Source organism: Streptomyces sp. 35G-GA-8 (assembly GCF_023534745.1).
Taxonomy (GTDB): domain Bacteria; phylum Actinomycetota; class Actinomycetes; order Streptomycetales; family Streptomycetaceae; genus Streptomyces.
Genome location: NZ_JAMHJQ010000013.1, coordinates 126,009 through 144,599, shown reverse-complemented (window position 1 = coordinate 144,599; position 18,591 = coordinate 126,009). Strand labels below are relative to the sequence as shown.

The window sequence follows — 18,591 nt, the reverse complement described above, 5'->3', positions numbered from 1 at the left end:
ATTCCTGGTTCCCGTCGCCGGCCCCGCTCCGGTCGGCTTCCGGTCCCGGGTGTCACACCGGCGTCGTACGCTGGAGAACCCCCGGCCCGTGAGACGTGTCGGGTCCCTTGCGTTGCCCGCACTGTTCGCCCGCTCGATCTCGGATCTGGATGGAACCCCCCTTCATGAGCCTGCACGGTCTGCTGGACGCCGTCGTACGTGACCCGGCGCTCGCCGAAGCGGTGAAGGCCGCCACCGAGGGTCACCGCCCGCACATCGACCTCGTCGGACCGCCCGCGGCGCGGCCCTTCGCGGTGGCCGCGCTGGCGCGCGAGGCCGGGCGGCCCGTGCTGGCCGTGACCGCCACCGGGCGGGAGGCCGAGGACCTGGCGGCGGCCCTGCGCTCGCTGCTCGACCCGGACACCGTCGTCGAGTACCCGTCGTGGGAGACCCTGCCGCACGAGCGGCTCTCGCCCCGCTCCGACACCGTGGGCCGCAGGCTCGCCGTGCTGCGCCGGCTCGCGCACCCGGCGAAGGACGACCCCACGGCCGGCCCGGTCAGCGTGGTGGTCGCGCCCGTACGCTCCGTACTCCAGCCGCAGGTCAAGGGGCTCGGCGAGCTGGAGCCCGTCGCGCTGCGCAGCGGCGAGAGCGCCGATCTGAACGGGATCACGGAAGCGCTGGCCGCCGCCGCGTACGCCAGGGTGGAGCTGGTCGAGAAGCGCGGCGAGTTCGCCGTGCGCGGCGGCATCCTGGATGTTTTCCCGCCCACCGAGGAGCACCCCCTGCGGGTGGAGTTCTGGGGCGACGACGTCGAGGAGATCCGTTACTTCAAGGTGGCCGACCAGCGCTCCCTGGAGGTGGCCGAACACGGACTGTGGGCGCCGCCCTGCCGGGAGCTGCTGCTCACCCCCGAGGTACGGGAGCGGGCCGCCGCGCTCGCGGAGCTGCATCCGGAGCTGGGCGAGCTGCTGGGCAAGATCGCGGAGGGGATCGCGGTCGAGGGCATGGAGTCCCTGGCGCCGGTCCTCGTCGACGACATGGAGCTCCTGCTCGACGTCCTGCCCGCCGGTTCGATGGCGCTGGTCTGCGATCCCGAGCGGGTACGGACCCGGGCGGCGGACCTGGTGGCGACGAGCCAGGAGTTCCTCCAGGCGTCCTGGGCGGCGAGCGCCGACGGCGGCGAGGCCCCGATCGATGTCGGCGCGGCCTCGCTGCGGGGCATCGCGGACATCCGGGAGCACGCCCGTGAGCTGGGCATGATGTGGTGGTCGGTCTCCCCGTTCGCCGTGGACGAGGAGCTGGAGGACGCCTCGGGCGAGGCCATCACGCTGGGGATGCACGCCCCGGAGTCGTACCGCGGCGACACCGCACGCGCGCTCGCCGACACCAAGGGCTGGCTGGCGGACGGCTGGCGTACGGTCTTCGTCACGGAGGGGCACGGCACGGCCGCCCGTACGGTCGAGGTCCTGGGCGGCGAGGGCATCCCGGCCAGGCTCGACACCCCCGGGGCCCGCACCGCCCGCGGTCTGGAGGAGATCGGCCCGTCCGTCGTCCATGTCGCGTGCGGCTCGATCGACTACGGCTTCGTGGACCCGGACCTCAAGCTCGCCGTGCTCACCGAGACCGATCTCTCCGGCCAGAAGGCGGCGGGCAAGGACGGCGCCCGGATGCCGGCCAAGCGCCGCAAGACCATCGATCCGCTCACGCTGGAGACGGGCGACTACATCGTCCACGAGCAGCACGGCGTCGGCCGCTATGTCGAGATGGTGCAGCGCACGGTGCAGGGCGCGACCCGGGAGTATCTGCTCGTCGAGTACGCCCCGGCCAAGCGCGGCCAGCCGGGCGACCGCCTCTACATCCCCACCGACCAGCTGGAACAGGTCACCAAGTACGTGGGTGGCGAGGCTCCGACGCTGCACCGTCTCGGCGGCGCGGACTGGACGAAGACCAAGGCGCGCGCCAAGAAGGCGGTCAAGGAGATCGCCGCCGACCTGATCAAGCTCTACTCGGCGCGGATGGCGGCCCCCGGCCATGCCTTCGGCCCCGACACCCCCTGGCAGCGGGAGCTGGAGGACGCGTTCCCGTATGTGGAGACGCCCGACCAGCTCTCCACCATCGCCGAGGTCAAGGAGGACATGGAGAAGACGGTCCCGATGGACCGGCTGATCTGTGGCGACGTCGGCTACGGCAAGACGGAGATCGCCGTACGGGCGGCCTTCAAGGCGGTCCAGGACGGCAAGCAGGTCGCGGTCCTCGTCCCCACGACGCTGCTGGTGCAGCAGCACTTCGGCACCTTCTCCGAGCGGTACTCGCAGTTCCCGGTCGCCGTGAAGGCGCTGTCCCGCTTCCAGTCGGACGCGGAGGCGAAGGCGACGCTCCAGGGACTGCGGGAGGGCGCGGTCGACATCGTCATCGGTACGCACCGGCTCTTCTCGTCCGAGACCAGGTTCAAGGACCTGGGGCTTGTCATCGTGGACGAGGAGCAGCGGTTCGGCGTGGAGCACAAGGAACAGCTGAAGAAGCTGCGCGCCAATGTCGATGTCCTCACCATGTCCGCGACACCCATCCCCCGTACGCTCGAAATGGCCGTCACGGGCATCCGCGAGATGTCGACGATCACCACGCCGCCGGAGGAGCGCCATCCGGTGCTGACCTTCGTCGGCCCCTACGAGCAGAAGCAGATCGGCGCGGCCGTCCGGCGTGAACTGCTGCGCGAGGGCCAGGTCTTCTATATCCACAACCGCGTGGAGTCGATCGACCGGGCGGCGGCGCGGCTGCGCGAGATCGTCCCCGAGGCGCGGATCGCGACGGCGCACGGCCAGATGGGCGAGAGCGCGCTGGAGCAGGTCGTGGTCGACTTCTGGGAGAAGAGATTCGACGTCCTGGTCTCCACGACGATCGTCGAGTCCGGGATCGACATCTCCAACGCCAACACCCTGATCGTGGAGCGCGGCGACAACTTCGGCCTCTCGCAGCTGCACCAGCTGCGGGGCCGGGTGGGGCGTGGCCGGGAGCGCGGCTACGCGTACTTCCTCTACCCGCCGGAGAAGCCGCTGACGGAGACCGCCCATGAGCGCCTCGCGACGATCGCCCAGCACACGGAGATGGGCGCGGGCATGTATGTCGCGATGAAGGACCTGGAGATCCGCGGCGCGGGCAATCTGCTCGGCGGCGAGCAGTCCGGTCATATCGCGGGGGTCGGATTCGATCTGTATGTACGGATGGTGGGCGAGGCGGTCGCCGACTACCGCGCCTCCATCGAGGGCGGGGTGGAGGAGGCGCCGCCGCTGGAGGTCAAGATCGAGCTGCCGGTCGACGCGCATGTCCCGCACGAGTACGCGCCGGGCGAGCGGCTGCGGCTCCAGGCGTACCGCGCGATCGCCTCGGCCAACACGGAGGCGGACATCGCGGCGGTCCGCGAGGAGCTGACCGACCGCTACGGCAAGCTCCCGGAGCCGGTGGAGAATCTGCTGCTGGTGGCGGGGCTGCGGATGCTCTCGCGGGCGTGCGGCGTGGGCGAGATCGTGCTCCAGGGCGCGAACATCCGTTTCGCGCCGGTGGAGCTGCGGGAGTCGCAGGAACTGCGCCTGAAGCGGCTCTATCCCCGTACGGTCATCAAGGCGCCGGCGCACCAGATCCTGGTACCGCGCCCGACGAGCGGGAAGATCGGCGGCAAGCCGGTCGTGGGACGCGAACTGCTCGCGTGGACGGGCGAGTTCCTGGCGACGATCCTGGGCTCGTAGCCGACCGGCCGCGATCCGGTGGTCACCGCCGCGCCGATGCGCCGACCCGCACTAGAGTGCGGCGGTGAGCAGTCTTGAGGAACGAATAACGCGAACGTGTCGTGAGGGAAGGGCTCTTGCCCTTCCCGTGGTGTCCCTGGTGTCCGCGGTGGTGCTGACGGGGTGTACGGGAGAGCCGGCCGCCGATCCCGATGCGTCGGCGTCCGCCTCGGTGTCCGCGTCGGCGCCGAGCGGTGGCGGGCACGGTGCCGGGCCGCTCGGGAATCCCGACGGGACGAAGCCGGGGCTCGCGGCGATCGGTTCCGAGGCCGACCGGGAGAGCGCGCGGCAGCTCATCGAACGGGTACGAACCGCGGGGCGGGGGCCCAAGACCGGTTATGACCGGGACGAGTTCGGCTCCGCCTGGACAGACACGGCGGACGGGGTGCCGCTGGCGCGGAACGGCTGCGACACCCGCAACGATCTCCTGCGCCGCGACGGCCAGGAGCTGCGCTTCCGCTCCGGCTCCGACTGTGTGGTCGCGTCCATGACGCTGCACGACCCCTACACCGGCAGGACGATCGAGTGGAGCAAGCAGCGGGCGAGCGAGGTGCAGATAGACCATGTGGTGCCGCTGTCCTACAGCTGGCAGCTCGGCTCTGCCCGCTGGTCCGAGGAGAAGCGCCGCCAGTTGGCGAACGACGTGCTGAATCTGCTGCCGGTGGAGGGCCGTGCCAACTCGGCCAAGCGCGACTCCGGTCCGGCGTCCTGGCTTCCGCCGGACAAGGCGATCCGGTGCTCGTACGCGGTCCGCTTCGGTCAGGTCGCGCTCAAGTACGAGATGCCCGTGACCGCGGCGGACAAGCGGACGATGCTCCAGCAGTGCGGCGGCTGACCAGGTCCCCGGCCGCCCCCGTCCCTCGGCCCCCCGTGCGGTGGGCCGAGGACTTCGCGCGTGGCGGGTGCGGCGAGACCGCCGACCCGCCCGGGCGGTATGACTTCGGTGAGGTGCCCTACGCGGGCTTCGCCCGCAGGAACGCCGACGTCGAGACGCGTCCCAGCATCTCCAGTCGCGTCGTACCGTTCGCCAGGTGCTTGTCCGTGGCCTCCTGGACGCCCGGCCAGTGGCCGTCGCCGTAGTCGTCGAGAACGACGATCCCGCCGGGTGCCACGATCTCCTCGACCCACTCCAGGTCGGCCATGACGCCTTCCGCGGAGTGGTCGCCGTCCACCACGATCACGCCGTACTCACGGTCGGAGACCGCGGCCCGCACCTCGGGGTCCCCGGAGAAGCCCTGCTGTATACGGGCCTCTGCGCCGGACCGCCCGCCCAGCGCGAGGTTGGCGCGCAGGACGTCTATGCGCACCGGCGTGCCGGTGGGATCAGCGGACTGCTTCGTGCCGGGCTGGAGCTGACTGCCGACCAGCGGGTCGACGATCGTGAGCCGCGCCTCCGTACCGGCCCGGTGCAGCATGCGCATCATCGTCGCCGAGAACAGGCCGTACAGCGTGCCGATCTCCAGGACGTCACTGTTCGGCGGGGCGAGCAGCGGCACGGTGGCGAGCTTGCCGCACACGTTCGAGGTGGAGCCGGCGAGCCGGCCCACGGCCAGCGCCTCCAGGGCGATCACATTGCGGAACGCGATCGTCACGTTGCGCCGGGCGTGCGCGCCGTCCTCGCCCGTGACCTCGGCGATCTGCTTGACGAGCGTGTTGATCTGCCCGGGCGTGGGCACCCGGTGACCGCTGCGCCCCGTCCTGTCGAACAACAGGCCGAACGCGTACTGCTGAGCGCGCAAGTCGGCGACTTCACGCTTGAGGTCATCCAGATCAGTACGCAGGGGCGAATGCTTGATGCGCCGGTCAACCATACCGGCGGCCGGCCGCAGAATGCGCTTCGCCAGCCGGTTGCTCAAAAGAGAAGCCATGCGCGGAAACTACGCTCAGACGTGGGCGCGGCGGGCCACACTCCAGTGCTCAATAGATGAAGGGTTGGTGTCGCGGGGGCGACGCGGGCATGGCGCGACGGCGCGCGGCAGTGAGGAAAGCCACGCTGACCAGCATGATCAGGGCCGAGCCCGCCACCATCGAGCCCAAACGCAATCCGGGGGACGAAATGAACAGTCCACGGTGGTTTGGGAGCCGTTCAATGGTGCCGCGAAAAGCCCGAGGTGGGAGGTGGGCCGGCAGGGCCCCCGCGGCGGACGCGGTGCTCCGGCCGCGTAAGTTGTCCAGGGCTGGCATGAAGCGTGAATATGCCAGTACAAAGCGGGAAAACAGGTCTCAATTCACTTCGTTCATCGAACGGTTGCCCGTAGGTCGTACGGAATGTCCTTCCGCGACATTCTCCCGGGTTTCTGTTCTCCTGGAGTGAAGCGGCCTCCGCCGGAGCCGTAATCAGGGGGAGCGCGCACGCACATGACGGTCCGGATCCAGATGGTCAGGTTCGCGCTGGTCGGCGTGGCGAATACGGGTACGTACTACGCCTTCTACCTGCTGCTGCTGAGCCGGATGCCGTATGTGGCCGCGCATGTCGTCGCGTCCGTGCTGAGCATGATCGGGTCGTTCTTCCTGAACAGCTGGTTCACCTACCGGACGCGCCCCACCTGGCGGAAGTTCCTGCTGTTCCCGCTCACCAACGCGGCGAACTTCATCATCACCACCGTCGGGGTCTATCTGCTGGTGGACGTCATGCACTTCGGCAGCCGGTACGCGCCGCTGATCGCGGCGGCCGGGGCCATCCCGATCACCTTCGTCGTCTCCCGCGCCATCATGCTCCGCCCGGACCCCCGCCCGCGGAAGGGCGCCCAGTCACCGGCGAGCCCGCGGACGGGCGCTGCCCAGTCACCGCCGGGCCCCCGGGAGGGCGCCGACCACGTGGCCGTGGCCGACGCCCCCTCCGTCACTTCGCCGGCGGGGCCGGCAGGGTCCGGCCGGTGAAGGCCGGCGCGTCGACCGGGGAGTCGGCCGCGCCCTGAGCGCTCCGCGCCATACGCGAGAAGCCCAGGTCCACGCGGTACACCCGGGTCTGGTTGTCCGCGGTGCGGAACGAGTACGCCCAGGTCGGGCCGGACGCGTTCGTGAAGGTGAACGCGGTCGGCTCGGTCGCGGCGGCTTCCTCGCTCGGCTGCTGCCAGGCCCGCCAGGTGCCGGAGCCCTGCACCGTCTCACCCGTGTTGTGGATGGTGCCGTCGGTGCCGCGCACCACGATTTCGGTGATACCGGTCTGAGGGCTGATCACGGCGCTGGGCGAGCCCTGCGCCTTCACACCGTCGATCGTGGACCAAGCGCCGTAGGCTCCACCCTCGGTGGCCTGGGTGGTCGTCACGACATTGCCGGCGCCATCGGTGCCGAAGATCCTGAGGCGGTAGCCCGGGTAGACCACGACGGCCGGGGTGCCGGTGACGGCCTGTGCGCCCAGCGTTGTCCAGGAGGAGAGGGTGCCTGCCTCCTTGAACAGGGCCGTGCTGAGGACGCCCGAGGAGTTCTTGCCGAAGATCTGGATGCCGTCGCGGACGGTCACCGCGGTGAGCGGTCCGCTCAGGCCGCTGCCCGACAGCGGCATCCATCCCATGAAGTCGACGTTGGCGCGCTGCTGGATGCGGTACCAGGGGGCACCGTTCGCGTCCACGGAGAACTGGACGAGCAGCCCGCTCGGGGTCTTGGCGGTGACGGCGTGCTGGGCCATGGCCCCGGCGAGATTGATCCAGGAGCCCCAGTCGGCGGACGACTTGGCGACCTGGTTGCGCTGCCAGACGCTGCCCGAGGTGTTGTGTCCGGTGACCACGACGCGGCCGTCCGTGTGCTCGCCCAGCGAGGGCTGCCCGGAGAACGCCTCGTTGCCCGAGATCGTCGTCCACTGGACGCCGTTGAAGTCCGAGGGGTCGGTCTGCCGTCCGTGCACCAGACGCCCGATGTTGTCGGTGTACGCGTACTCCAGCGAGCCCGACGACGACTGCATCACCGAAGCGCGGCTGTACGTTTCCAGTGCCACGGACGGCGAGGCGGGCGTGTGGCTGTTGACGACCCGGCAGGCGTCCGGCGCCCCGGTGACGTTGGGGTAGTTCTGCCAACCACCGGTGCCGACCTCCTTGTTGTACACAGGGAAGTCGCGGATGTTCTCGTCGAAACGGTAGAACTTGGCCTGACCGGCGTCGTTGATGCCGAGCAGGGTGTCACCGCCGATCGAGGTGATGCCCTTGGTGTACTGGTTCCAGTCGGCGAGGCTCTCCACGACATGCCGCTCGGTCCAGCGCTGGCTGGTGAAGTCATAGCGGCTGCGGTAGAGCTTTCCGTCGGCCGTGGCACGGCCGTAGAGCACGCCGTCGTCGGCCGCGACGATCAGGTTGTAGCGCTCCCAGCCCTGGTCGAGGATCTTTCCGCTGTTCGCCGTCCAACTGCTGGTGGCGGTGTCGTACTGCCATGAGCGCAGCTGTCCGGTGTTGTCCACGACCCACAGCCGGCCGGCCCGGTCCACGGTCACCTGGTCGCGGTCCTCGGCCTTGATGAGCCAGCCGAAGCTGTCACTGATCTTCTTGTGGTGGATGTCCCAGGTGCCGGTCGACGCCACCCGGTGGCTGAGGTAGAGCCCGTCGGCCTTGATCCCGAAGAACTGCGCGCCCTTTCCGGCCAGCACCCGGCCGTATCCGCTCCAGCCGGTGTCGATGGTGCCGGGAGACGACAGCGAGCCACCGGTGAGCGGGGTGGGCATGTCGTACCGGAGCAGTTCGCCCGCTTTGTTGACGGCGTAGGTGGGTCCCGTGGCGGTGCAGCTCGCGGCTTCCGCCGCGTGAGCCGTGCCCTCCACCGCTACGAGCAGGGGCAGAGAAGCAGCCACCGCGGTGGCCAGTGCTGTCCAACGTCTCTGTCTGAAAGGCGATTTGAGAGTCATGCGGCGGATGCTAAACGTCGCTGGGTGAACGCTGCGGTAGCGCGCAAGTGAACAACGATCTTGAGAAGGAGGCCGCGGAGTGAAGTTTTTGTGCGGCCCTCGACGTGGCCCTCATGTCATGGTCATGATGTGAAGATCAATTCCTTGGGTTCTTGGGGGGACCGTGCCGGCGTACCGGAGACACGTGCGGAAGTACCTGATGGCCCGTCTGTGCCGCACAGGCTGGGCCAAGTTGATCGCGCTCGCCGTGATCGGCGTCGTCGCCGTCGGCACCGTGGCGGTGGCCGGTGTCGGGTTCCCGCTGTTCCCCGAGCCGCTGCCCGGCGCCAAGGGTCCCGGCCAGCGCTGGGGCAGCGCCGAGGGCCGCGACCATCTGGTCGCCGACGGGACCAACCGCACCACCGGACAGTCGCTGCGCGCCAAGTACCCGCTGCGGGCGCCGTCGGTGCGGAAGCCGGACGAGGCGCGCAACACCGCCTCCGTCGCCACGCCGCCCGCCCCGGCCGAGGCCGTCACCGGCTTCGACCGCGCGACCAGCAAGGAGATCGTCTCCGAGCGCGCCGCGCACAGCCGTACCTACGCCAACGCCGACGGCACCGAGACGACCGAGCTCTCCACCACCCCGCTCCACTACCGCGACGGCACGGGCGCCTGGCGGCCGGTCGATCCCGCGCTGGTCGCGTCGGACGGCGGCTGGGCGGGCGCCGCGGGCTCCGTGGGCGTACGGCTCGCCGACCGGGCGGACGCGGACCGGCTCGCGGCCGTCACCTTCCCCTCCGGCGAGTCCTTCGCGTACGGACTGGACGGCGCCGCCGCCGCCAAGGGAGCCGCCACGCCGGAGAACGTTGACGAGGACGGGAACGGGAACGGGGACGGGGACCGGGACGGGAACGGGGACGGGAACGGCGCGGCCGACAGCCGGGTCAGCTACCGCGAAGTCCTGCCCGAGACCGATCTGTGGCTGGACTCGCGGGCGGGCGGGGTCAAGGAGACGCTTGTCCTGCGCTCCACCGACGCCCCCACCACCTTCGACTTCCCCCTCGCGCTCACCGGCCTCACCGCGAAGCCGGGCACCGCGGGCTCCGGCGGCGAGGGCTCCGTCGTCCTCGCCGACGACCAGGGACGCACGAAGGCCGTCATCCCGGCCGGCTTCATGGAGGACGCCAACGGCGCGGTCTCCCACGCCGTCCGCTACGAACTGATCGCGCGGGACGGCGGCCAGGCCCTCCGGGTCAGCGCCGACCGCGACTGGCTCGCCGATCCGGCCCGCGCCTTCCCCGTCCGGGTCGACCCGTCCGTCGACACCACCGCGTCCTCCCGCTCCATGTACGTCACGGAGAACGGAGCGGTCGCGGGCTCGAACGAACTGCATGTCGGCAAGGGCACGGCCGGCTCCACCGCCTCCTACCTCGGCTTCCCCGGTCTCGACACGGAGCTGAAGAACCACAAGATCTTCGGCGCGCAGCTCCAGGTCGTGAACTTCGACGCGCCCTCCTGCAAGGCCCGTTCCGTCTCCGTCCATCCGGTGACCCAGTCCTGGACGGTCGCGACCGGCGGCTCGTACCCCGGCCCCTCGGTCGGCGGCTCGCTGGCGTCCAAGTCCTTCGCGTACGGGCATATCGCCGTCGGCTCCTCGAAGTCCGGCTGCCCCGCCGCCGGTGAGCTGTTCGACCTCGGCAAGGGCGGCCGTGACCTGGTGCAGCGCTGGGTGGACGGCAGCCAGCCCAACTACGGGCTCTCCCTGCGCGCTTCGGCCACCGACCCGCTCGGGTTCAAGAAGTTCACCGGCGACACCACCGCCAACCCGCCGAAGCTGTTCGTCACGCACTCCCCGTACAACGCGTCCTACTCCTTCCCCAAGCCGGTGCCCGAACCGCCCGTCCTCCAGAACCAGGCGGGCAAGGTCAAGGTCACCGTCACCAACAAGGGCGCGGAGACCTGGACCGCGGGCGGCTACTACCTCGCCTACCGCGCGTACGACTCCAAGGGCAAGCTCGTCACCCAGCAGCGCGCGGCCGATGTCACGGGGCAGGTCGCCCACGGCGGGCGCATCACCTTCGACGCGACCATCAAGGCGCTGCCGCCGGGCACCTACATGCTCGACTTCACGATGGTCCGCACCGGCGGCAAGGTCTTCACCGACGAACAGGTGCCGCCCGGCCGGCTCGTCCTCCAGGTCTTCGACATCGCGCCGGTGGTCAAGGAGCAGTTCCCGCCGAACGGTTACCAGGCGCAGACCCTCACCCCGCAGCTGTGGGCGGCCGGCGTCGACATCGACGCGCCGCCCGGCTCGGCGCTCCAGTACAAGTTCGAGATCTGCGAGGCGGACAAGGACGGCAAGCCGACCGGCTGCACCACCTCCGCGTACCAGTCGGGCTCCGCCTATACCGTGCCCGCCGGGCGGCTGAAGTGGGGCACGACCTATCTGTGGCGCGGCTTCGTCAAGGACGCGTCGAACGAGGTGCCGACCGCGCAGGTCGCGCTGGTGGCGGCCGTTCCGCAGCCCGAGATCACCTCGCGGCTCGCCGAGGCCCAGGGCAAGGAGTTCGACCCGAACGTCGGCAACTTCACCACCGCCGCGATCGACGCCTCCGTGGCCGGGGTGGGCCCGGACCTCACGCTCGTACGGACGTACAACAGCCTGGACCCGAGGCGTGACGCCGCCTTCGGCGCGGGCTGGTCGACGCGGTACGACATGCGGCTGACCCCCGACGACGACGGCACGGGCAATGTCGTCATCCGCTACCCGGACGGCCAGGACGTCCGCTTCGGCAAGAACGCGGACGGTACGTTCGCCCCGCCGCCCGGCCGGTTCGCCAAACTGACCGCGGACGCGGCGGCCGGTACGTACAAGCTCCAGGACAAGTCGGGCACGGTTTACGACTTCAGCTCGTCCGGTCTGCTGGTGAAGATCACCGACCCGTTCTCCACGGTCGTCAACTACACCTACTCCGGCGGGAAGATCTCGACGGCGGTCAACGCCCGCACCGGCCGCTCCCTCACCTTCACCTGGACCGGCGCGCATGTCACCAAGGTGGCCACCAACGCGGTCAACGGCGCCGCTCTGAGCTGGAGTTACACCTACACCGGAGACCGTCTCGACTCGGTGTGCGACCCAGAGGCCGGCTGTACGCGCTACGGCTACGGCGCGGGCAGCCACTACCGCTCCACCGTCCTCGACTCCCGCCCCGAGTCCTACTGGCGGCTCGGCGAGGCGGAGGGCACCGCCGCCAACAGCGCCGTCGAGGTCAACCTCGGCAAGGACCGGGGCACCTACACCGATGTGACGCTGGGCGCGGACGGCGGGATCACCGGCGACCCCGGTACGGCGGCCACCTTCAACGGCACCACCTCCCGCGTCGACCTGCCCTCCGGCACGCTCAAGAAGAGCCGTGACGCGGCCGTCGAGGTGTGGTTCAAGACCATCGCGTCGGGGGTCGGCGGTCCGCTCGTCGGCTACCAGAACAAGGCCTGGGGCACCGCCCCGACCAGCGGGGCGCCCCTGCTCTACGTCGGTACGGACGGCAAACTGCGCGGCCAGTTCTGGACCGGCACCGCCGCGCCCATCACCGACATCACCAAGAACGTCAACGACGGCAAGTGGCACCACGCCGTGCTCTCCGTCTCCGGCTCCACCCAGAACCTGTATCTGGACGGCAAGCTCTCCGGCACCCTCACCGGCGCCCAGCTCACCCAGAACGACCTGACGTACAACCAGATCGGGGCCGCCCGTCCGGTTACCCCGGCGTCCTGGCCCGGCTGGGGCACCACCGCCGCCAAGTCGTTCGCCGGCACCATCGACGATGTCTCCGTCTACCACCACCCGCTGGGCGCGGCGGCCGTCGCGGGCCACTACCGCGAGGGCGGCCGGGCCGCCGATCTGCTCACCTCCACGACGCTGCCCTCGGGCCGTACCGCCGCCGAGGTGCGGTACGACACCTCGCGCGACCGCGTCGAGGAGTACACCGACCGCAACGGCGGTACGTGGAAGGTCGGCACGCCCGCGGTCTTCGGCAACGACAAGGACCTGCGGCGCACCGTCGAGGTCCGCGACCCGATGGACGCCCCCTACTTCTACGAGTACGACGGTCTGACCTCGCGGATGCTGCGCTACGGCGAGCCGATGGCGCTGGGCGCCCGCGAACCCGCCATCCCCTCCTCACCGGGGCCGACGGAGCCGCCGGCCGAGATCTGCACCAAGCCCGACCCGGGCGACCCTGCCTTCTGCACCAATCCACCGGGGGACGGCGGCAGCGAGCCCGACTTCATCCGGCACCCCGCGGACGGCGTGGCCATCCGTACCTTCGGCTACGACGACAAGGGCTTCCAGACCGCGATCACCAGCGAGAACGGTGACACCGTCGCGCTCGGCTACGACGACCGCGGCAATGTGGTCCGCCGTACGACCTGCCGGGCCAAGGACGACTGCCAGACCACGTACACCACCTATCCGGTGTCGACGGGCGACTTCGACCTGCGGGCCGACCAGCCCTCCGAGACCCGCGACGGCCGCTCCACCGGTGTCACCGACAACCGCTACCGCACGCAGTACCAGTACAACGACAAGGGGGCGCTGCTCACCCAGACGGCGCCCGACGGCGGGGTCGTGCGCCATACGTACACCACCGGCGCGGAACCGGCGGTCGACGGCGGCAACACGGCCACCGGACTGCCGCTGACCACCACCGACCCGCTCGGCAAGGTCACCCGCTACCGCTACTTCAAGAGCGGCGATCTGGCCCAGCTGACCGAACCGTCCGGCCAGATCACGAAGTACACCTATGACGCGCTGGGCCGCAAGCTCACCGAGACGACCGTCTCGGACGCCCAGCCGGCCGGGGTCACCACGACCTTCACCTACGACAAGCTCTCCCGGGTCGCCACCGTCACCGACCCGGCCGCGACCAACGTCGTCAACAACGGCGCCAAGCACCAGCAGAAGACCACCACCAGCTACGACGCCGACGGCAATGTGACGCGCACCGAGGTCGGCGATCTGCTCGGCGGCGACGCGACGCGGGTGATGACCTTCGCTCTCGACGACCGGGGCCGCCCCGAGACGGTCACCGACGCCGAGGGCAGCGAGACCTCGTACACCTACGACGTCTTCGGCAACAAGACCTCGATGGTGGACGCCAACGGCAATCACTTCGACTACCTCTACACCGCGCGCAACATGATGGCGGAGACACGGCTGCGCGACTGGGAGGACGACGGCGGGGACGACGACTACACGGTCCTGGAGTCGTTCGCGTACGACATGGGCGGCCGGGTCGCCAGGAACACCGACTCGATGGGCCGCACCGTCGTCTACGAGTACTTCGGCGACGATCTGGTCAAGTCCATCACCCTCAAGGACTTCCACAACCCCGACGGCACCAAGCGCGACATCGTCATCGAGGCGAACACCTACGACGGCGCCGGCAATGTCCTCACCGAGACGGCGGGCAACGGCAAGCTCGTCACGCAGTACACCTATGACGAGGTGGGCCGTACGAAGTCGACGGTCTCCGACCCGAGCGGGGTGGCCCGCCGCACCACCCTGACCTATGACCTCGCGGGCAATGTGAAGACCTCCGCGTCCAGCGGACTCGCCTCCAATGTGCCGTGGCCGGTGAGCGTCAACGCCGAGACCGTCACCTACCAGTACGACGACGCGGGCAACGCGATCAAGGAGACCATCGAGAACGGCGCCGCGTCGCGCACCACGCTCTACGGCTATGACCAGCGCGGACTGACGACCTCCCGGACCGACCCGGGCGGCAGGACCACCGAGTACACCTACGACGAGCTGGGCCGGCCGCAGTCCATGAAGGCGCCGGAGGTACGCACGGAGTCCGGCGGCGGCGCGCCCGTCACCACCCGGCCCGTCACCTACACCGGCTATGACACCTTCGGCGCGGCGACCGAGTCGGTGGACGCCCTCGGCCGGATCAACCGCTCCACCTACGACCGGCTCGGCCGGGTCGTCTCCACCACCGCGCCCGCCTACACGGCGCCCGGCTCCGGGGCGCCCGTCACCCCGAGCGTCACCCAGTCCTACGACGCGCTGGGCAATGTGACCGAGTCGACCGACCCGCTGGGGCGGGTGACGCGCTACGAGTACGACCGGCAGAACCGTCTGATCGTCAGGGACGAGCCGACCGGTTCGGGTACCGGTGACGACCGCGCCCGCTGGTCGTACACGTACACCCGCACCGGCGAGGTGCTCTCGGTCACCGACCCGAACGGGGCGCGGGCCGAGACGACGTACGACGACATGGACCGGCCGGTCACCACCACCCAGATCGAACGCAGCCCGCAGCCGGGCTCCTTCACCACCCGCAACGACTACGACGACGCGGGCAATGTGGTCAAGCAGACCGCGCCGAGCGGCGCCGCCACCCTGTTCGTCTATGACGCGCTCGGCCAGCTGACCCGGCTGACGGACGCGGCGGGCGTGGTCACCCAGTTCGGATACGACATCGCCGGGCGCGAGGTGCGGCGTACGGACGGCAAGGGACGGACCTCGTCGAGGCTGTACGACGGGCTCGGCCAGCTGGTCAGGGACGCCGACCTGGACTCCACCAACAGCGAGCTGCGCAAGGTCGGTTACGGCTATGACCTGGCGGGCAACCTGATCAGCGCGACCGACTCGCTGGGCCGCAGCACGACCTACGCCTATGACGCGCTCGACCGGCTGACCAGCCAGACGGAACCGGTCTCGGACACCAAAACGATCACCACGTCCTTCGGCTACGACGCGCTCGGCAACCGCACCCGCTACACCGACGGACGCGGCAACAGCACCATCTACACCGTCAACACCCTCGGGCTGCCCGAGTCCGTCATCGAGCCGTCGACCGCGCGCGACCCGTCGCCCGCCGACCGCACCTGGACGACGGCGTACGACGCGACCGGCCAGGCCGTGAAGGTGACCGCGCCGGGCGGGGTCACGCGCGAGCGGGAGTACGACAAGGCCGGCAACCTGATCCGGGAGAGCGGCGCGGGTGCCGAGGCCGCCACGGCGGAGAAGCGCTACGGCTACGACGCGGCCGGCCGGCTCACCAAGGCGTCGTCCCCCAAGGGCGACAACGGATACGAGTACAACGACCGGGGTCTGCTGCTGAAGGCCGAGGGCCCGTCGGGCGACGCCTCGTACAGCTACAACGGCGACGGCCAGCTGACCGAGCGCACCGACGCCGCCGGAACCGCGACCTTCACCTACGCGCGCCAGCAACTGGCGGGCGCGAAGGACCCGTTGACGGGCGTCCAGCAGAGCTACGACTACGACGGCGCGGGCGCGGTCGAGCGGGTCGACTACGGCGCCGGGCAGTCGCGCGCGTACACCTACGACAACCTGGGCCGTCTCGACACCGACACGATCAAGAGCAGCGGGGGCGCGGCCGTCGCGTCCACGGACTACGACTACGACACGAACGACCAGCTGACAGGCAAGACGACCACCGGCACCGCCAAGGCCGGCAAGAACACCTACGGCTACGACCAGGCGGGCCGGCTCACGTCCTGGACCGCCGACGGCGCGACGACCGAGTACGGCTGGGACGACAGCGGCAACCGCGTCAAGAACGGCGCCAAGACCGCCACGTTCGACGAACGCAACCGGCTGCTGTCCGACGGTGACTACACCTACGACTACACCGCGCGCGGCACCCTCGCCTCCCGTACCAGCTCGGGACTGGCGGAGGAGTTCACCTTCGACGCGTTCGACCGGATGACGAAGGCGGGCGAGTCCGGGACCGCGTACACCTACGACGGGCTGGACCGGGTGGCCACCCGTAACGGCGTGGACTTCACCTACGCCGGTCTCGCCCCCGACCCGGTCAAGGACAACTCGGCCACCTACGGCCGCGGTGCGGCGGACGAACTGCTCTCGGTCGCCGAGGGCGGTGCGGCCCAGCTGTCCGTGACCGACAAGCACGGCGATGTGGTCGGCGGCATGTCGCCGACGAACGGCGCGCAGACATCCCTGGCGTCCTCGACGGCGTACGACCCCTTCGGCGCGACGACCGGCACGGCGGGCGCGTCCGACCAGGCGGGCAGCGCGGGCTTCCAGGGGGACTACACCGACCCGGAGACCGACCAGGTCAATATGGGCGCGCGCTGGTACGACCCGGGCACGGGCACCTTCGACTCGCGCGACGCGTACACCTACGCCTCGGGCGCCTCGATCCTCGCCAACCGCTATACGTACGGCGCCGGTTCACCGACGAACTTCACGGACCCCGACGGCAACTGGCCCAGCTGCGGCTGGTGCAAGAAGACCTGGAACAAGGTCAAGAACAGCAAGGCCGCGAAGTTCGTGGTCAAGACCGCGAAGACGGTCTGGAAGGCGGCGGTCTACACCGTGCGCCATCCGCTCTCCGCACTGAGGATCGCCAAGAACGCCCTGGGCAACGCCGCGAAGTGGGTGTACGAGAAGTCGGGCCTGAAGACGGCCGTCAACGCCGTCGTCAACGCGACGAGATGGGTCGGCAACAAGATCAGCTCGGCGGCCTCCTCGACGGCGGACTGGGCCAGACAGAAAGCGGCGGAGGCCAGAGCCCAGGTCCAGGCGGCCCGTGAGGCCGTCACCCGCAAGGCCAAGTCGGTCGCCGCGTATGTGGCCAAGCACAATCCGATCCCGGACATCGTGGCGGCGGCGAAACCGCTGATGGCGGTGGCAACGGCGATCGTCACGGCCAACCCCAACCTCCCGGCGATCATCGTCTCGGCCACCCGCGATGTGGTCGCGGACGTCGCCAAGGTCACGAACGCCATCCGTGACGCGGCTGTGGAGCAGATCGGCATCGTGGTCGAGTCCGTCTCGGCGGCGGTGGACTACGCGATCGAGATCGCCCCGGCGGTCTGGGAGGGCGTGAAGACGGTCGGCAATGTCGTCGGAGAGGTCACCGGCTTCAACGACATCAAGAACTGCGTCACCAAGGGCGACATGGAGGCCTGCGCCTGGGCCGTCGCCACGGTGGGCGGCCTGGCCCTGGGCGGAGTGGGCGCGGGCGCGGTCCGGGCGGCGAAGGCCGGCCGGATGGGCATGAAGGCCGTGAAGTACGCGGACGATATCGCGAAGGCGGCCGACAAGATCGGCAGGGTCGAGGAAGCGGCCGACCGGGTCCAGACGGCGGTCTCCTGCGCCCAACTCGCGGCGGACGTGGTCGGCAACAGCTTCCTGCCCGGCACGGAAGTGGTGATGGCCGACGGCACCAGAAAACCGATCGAGGACGTGGAGGCCGGCGACAAGGTCAAGGCCACGGACCCGACGACCGGGAAGACCTCCGCGCAGGAGGTCACCGCGACGATCGAGGGCAAGGGCCTGAAGAGCCTGGTCAAGCTCACGGTCGACACGGACGGCGCCAAGGGCGACGCCACGGACACGATCACGGCGACGGAGGGCCACCTCCTCTATCTCCCGGACCTGAAGAAGTGGCAGAAGGCCGGCGAACTGAAGCCGGGCCAGTGGCTCAGGTCGGGCAACGGCAGCTGGGTCCAGATCGAGGCGGTCCAGGCGTGGACGCAGCAGGCGGCGGTCTACAACCTGAGCGTGGACAGGGCGCATACGTACTATGTGCTGGCTGGTGCCACGCCGGTCCTCGCACACAACTGTGAGCCTGTTAAGCTCTATCGCTCGCCTGGCTTGGGTAACAGAGCAAGCGAGAGAAACGGGCTGAGTGCCAGTAATCACGAAGGCGACTACCCCACGGCATATCTCTCCAATAAGCCGGAGGGGGCAGCCGACTATGCTGGAAATGGCCATGATGACGGATTCCATGTCTTCACCATGAAGCCAGGGTTCCGAGAGCGTTTCGGTAAATATGAGTTTCCTTTGGAGAATACAAACGGACTTCCGGAGGGGACGACGGAGTGGCGGATAGAGTCGAAGTACTTCGACGAATTCAATTCCTATATAGACCATGACCGGACTGAATGGTGGCCTGCGAGCAGGGGATGGTTCTACCCCCCGTCAGGCTGAGTCGTTGACAGGTTGCGGGAATCTGGCTG

5 protein-coding genes and 1 pseudogene are annotated in these 18,591 nt (G+C 69.6%); 4 read left to right on the top strand and 2 right to left on the bottom strand.

The annotated features are described in order from the left end of the window. Window positions 1–164 precede the first annotated feature (164 nt). Both mfd and M1203_RS28240 read left to right on the top strand, forming a co-directional pair. Window positions 165–3,725, top strand: a complete 3,561-nt coding sequence (gene mfd, locus M1203_RS28245) for a transcription-repair coupling factor (RefSeq protein WP_249952628.1) — start codon at window positions 165–167, stop codon at window positions 3,723–3,725. Between the two features lie 130 nt (window positions 3,726–3,855). Then, a complete protein-coding gene (locus M1203_RS28240; RefSeq protein ID WP_374404180.1) occupies window positions 3,856–4,599 on the top strand; it encodes an HNH endonuclease family protein in 744 nt (247 codons plus the stop codon). Window positions 4,600–4,717: 118 nt separating this feature from the next. Here the strand turns inward: M1203_RS28240 and M1203_RS28235 are convergent, their stop codons facing one another. Continuing rightward, window positions 4,718–5,632 (bottom strand): class I SAM-dependent methyltransferase, encoded by a 915-nt coding sequence (locus M1203_RS28235; protein WP_249952627.1) that lies wholly within the window; start codon window positions 5,630–5,632, stop codon window positions 4,718–4,720. A gap of 490 nt (window positions 5,633–6,122) precedes the next feature. On the opposite strand from M1203_RS28235, the pseudogene M1203_RS28230 reads away from it, so the two are divergent. Next, window positions 6,123–6,524 (top strand): annotated as a pseudogene (locus M1203_RS28230) (GtrA family protein); the annotation flags it as partial. 82 nt (window positions 6,525–6,606) lie between these two features. Here M1203_RS28230 and M1203_RS28225 read toward each other — a convergent pair. Beyond that, entirely contained in the window at window positions 6,607–8,541 is a 1,935-nt protein-coding gene (locus tag M1203_RS28225; protein WP_249952626.1) for a tachylectin-related carbohydrate-binding protein, read from the bottom strand. A gap of 238 nt (window positions 8,542–8,779) precedes the next feature. Here M1203_RS28225 and M1203_RS28220 point away from each other — a divergent pair, with 238 nt between their 5' ends. Beyond that, window positions 8,780–18,562, top strand: a complete 9,783-nt coding sequence (locus tag M1203_RS28220; protein WP_249952625.1) for a LamG-like jellyroll fold domain-containing protein — start codon at window positions 8,780–8,782, stop codon at window positions 18,560–18,562. Window positions 18,563–18,591 lie beyond the last annotated feature (29 nt).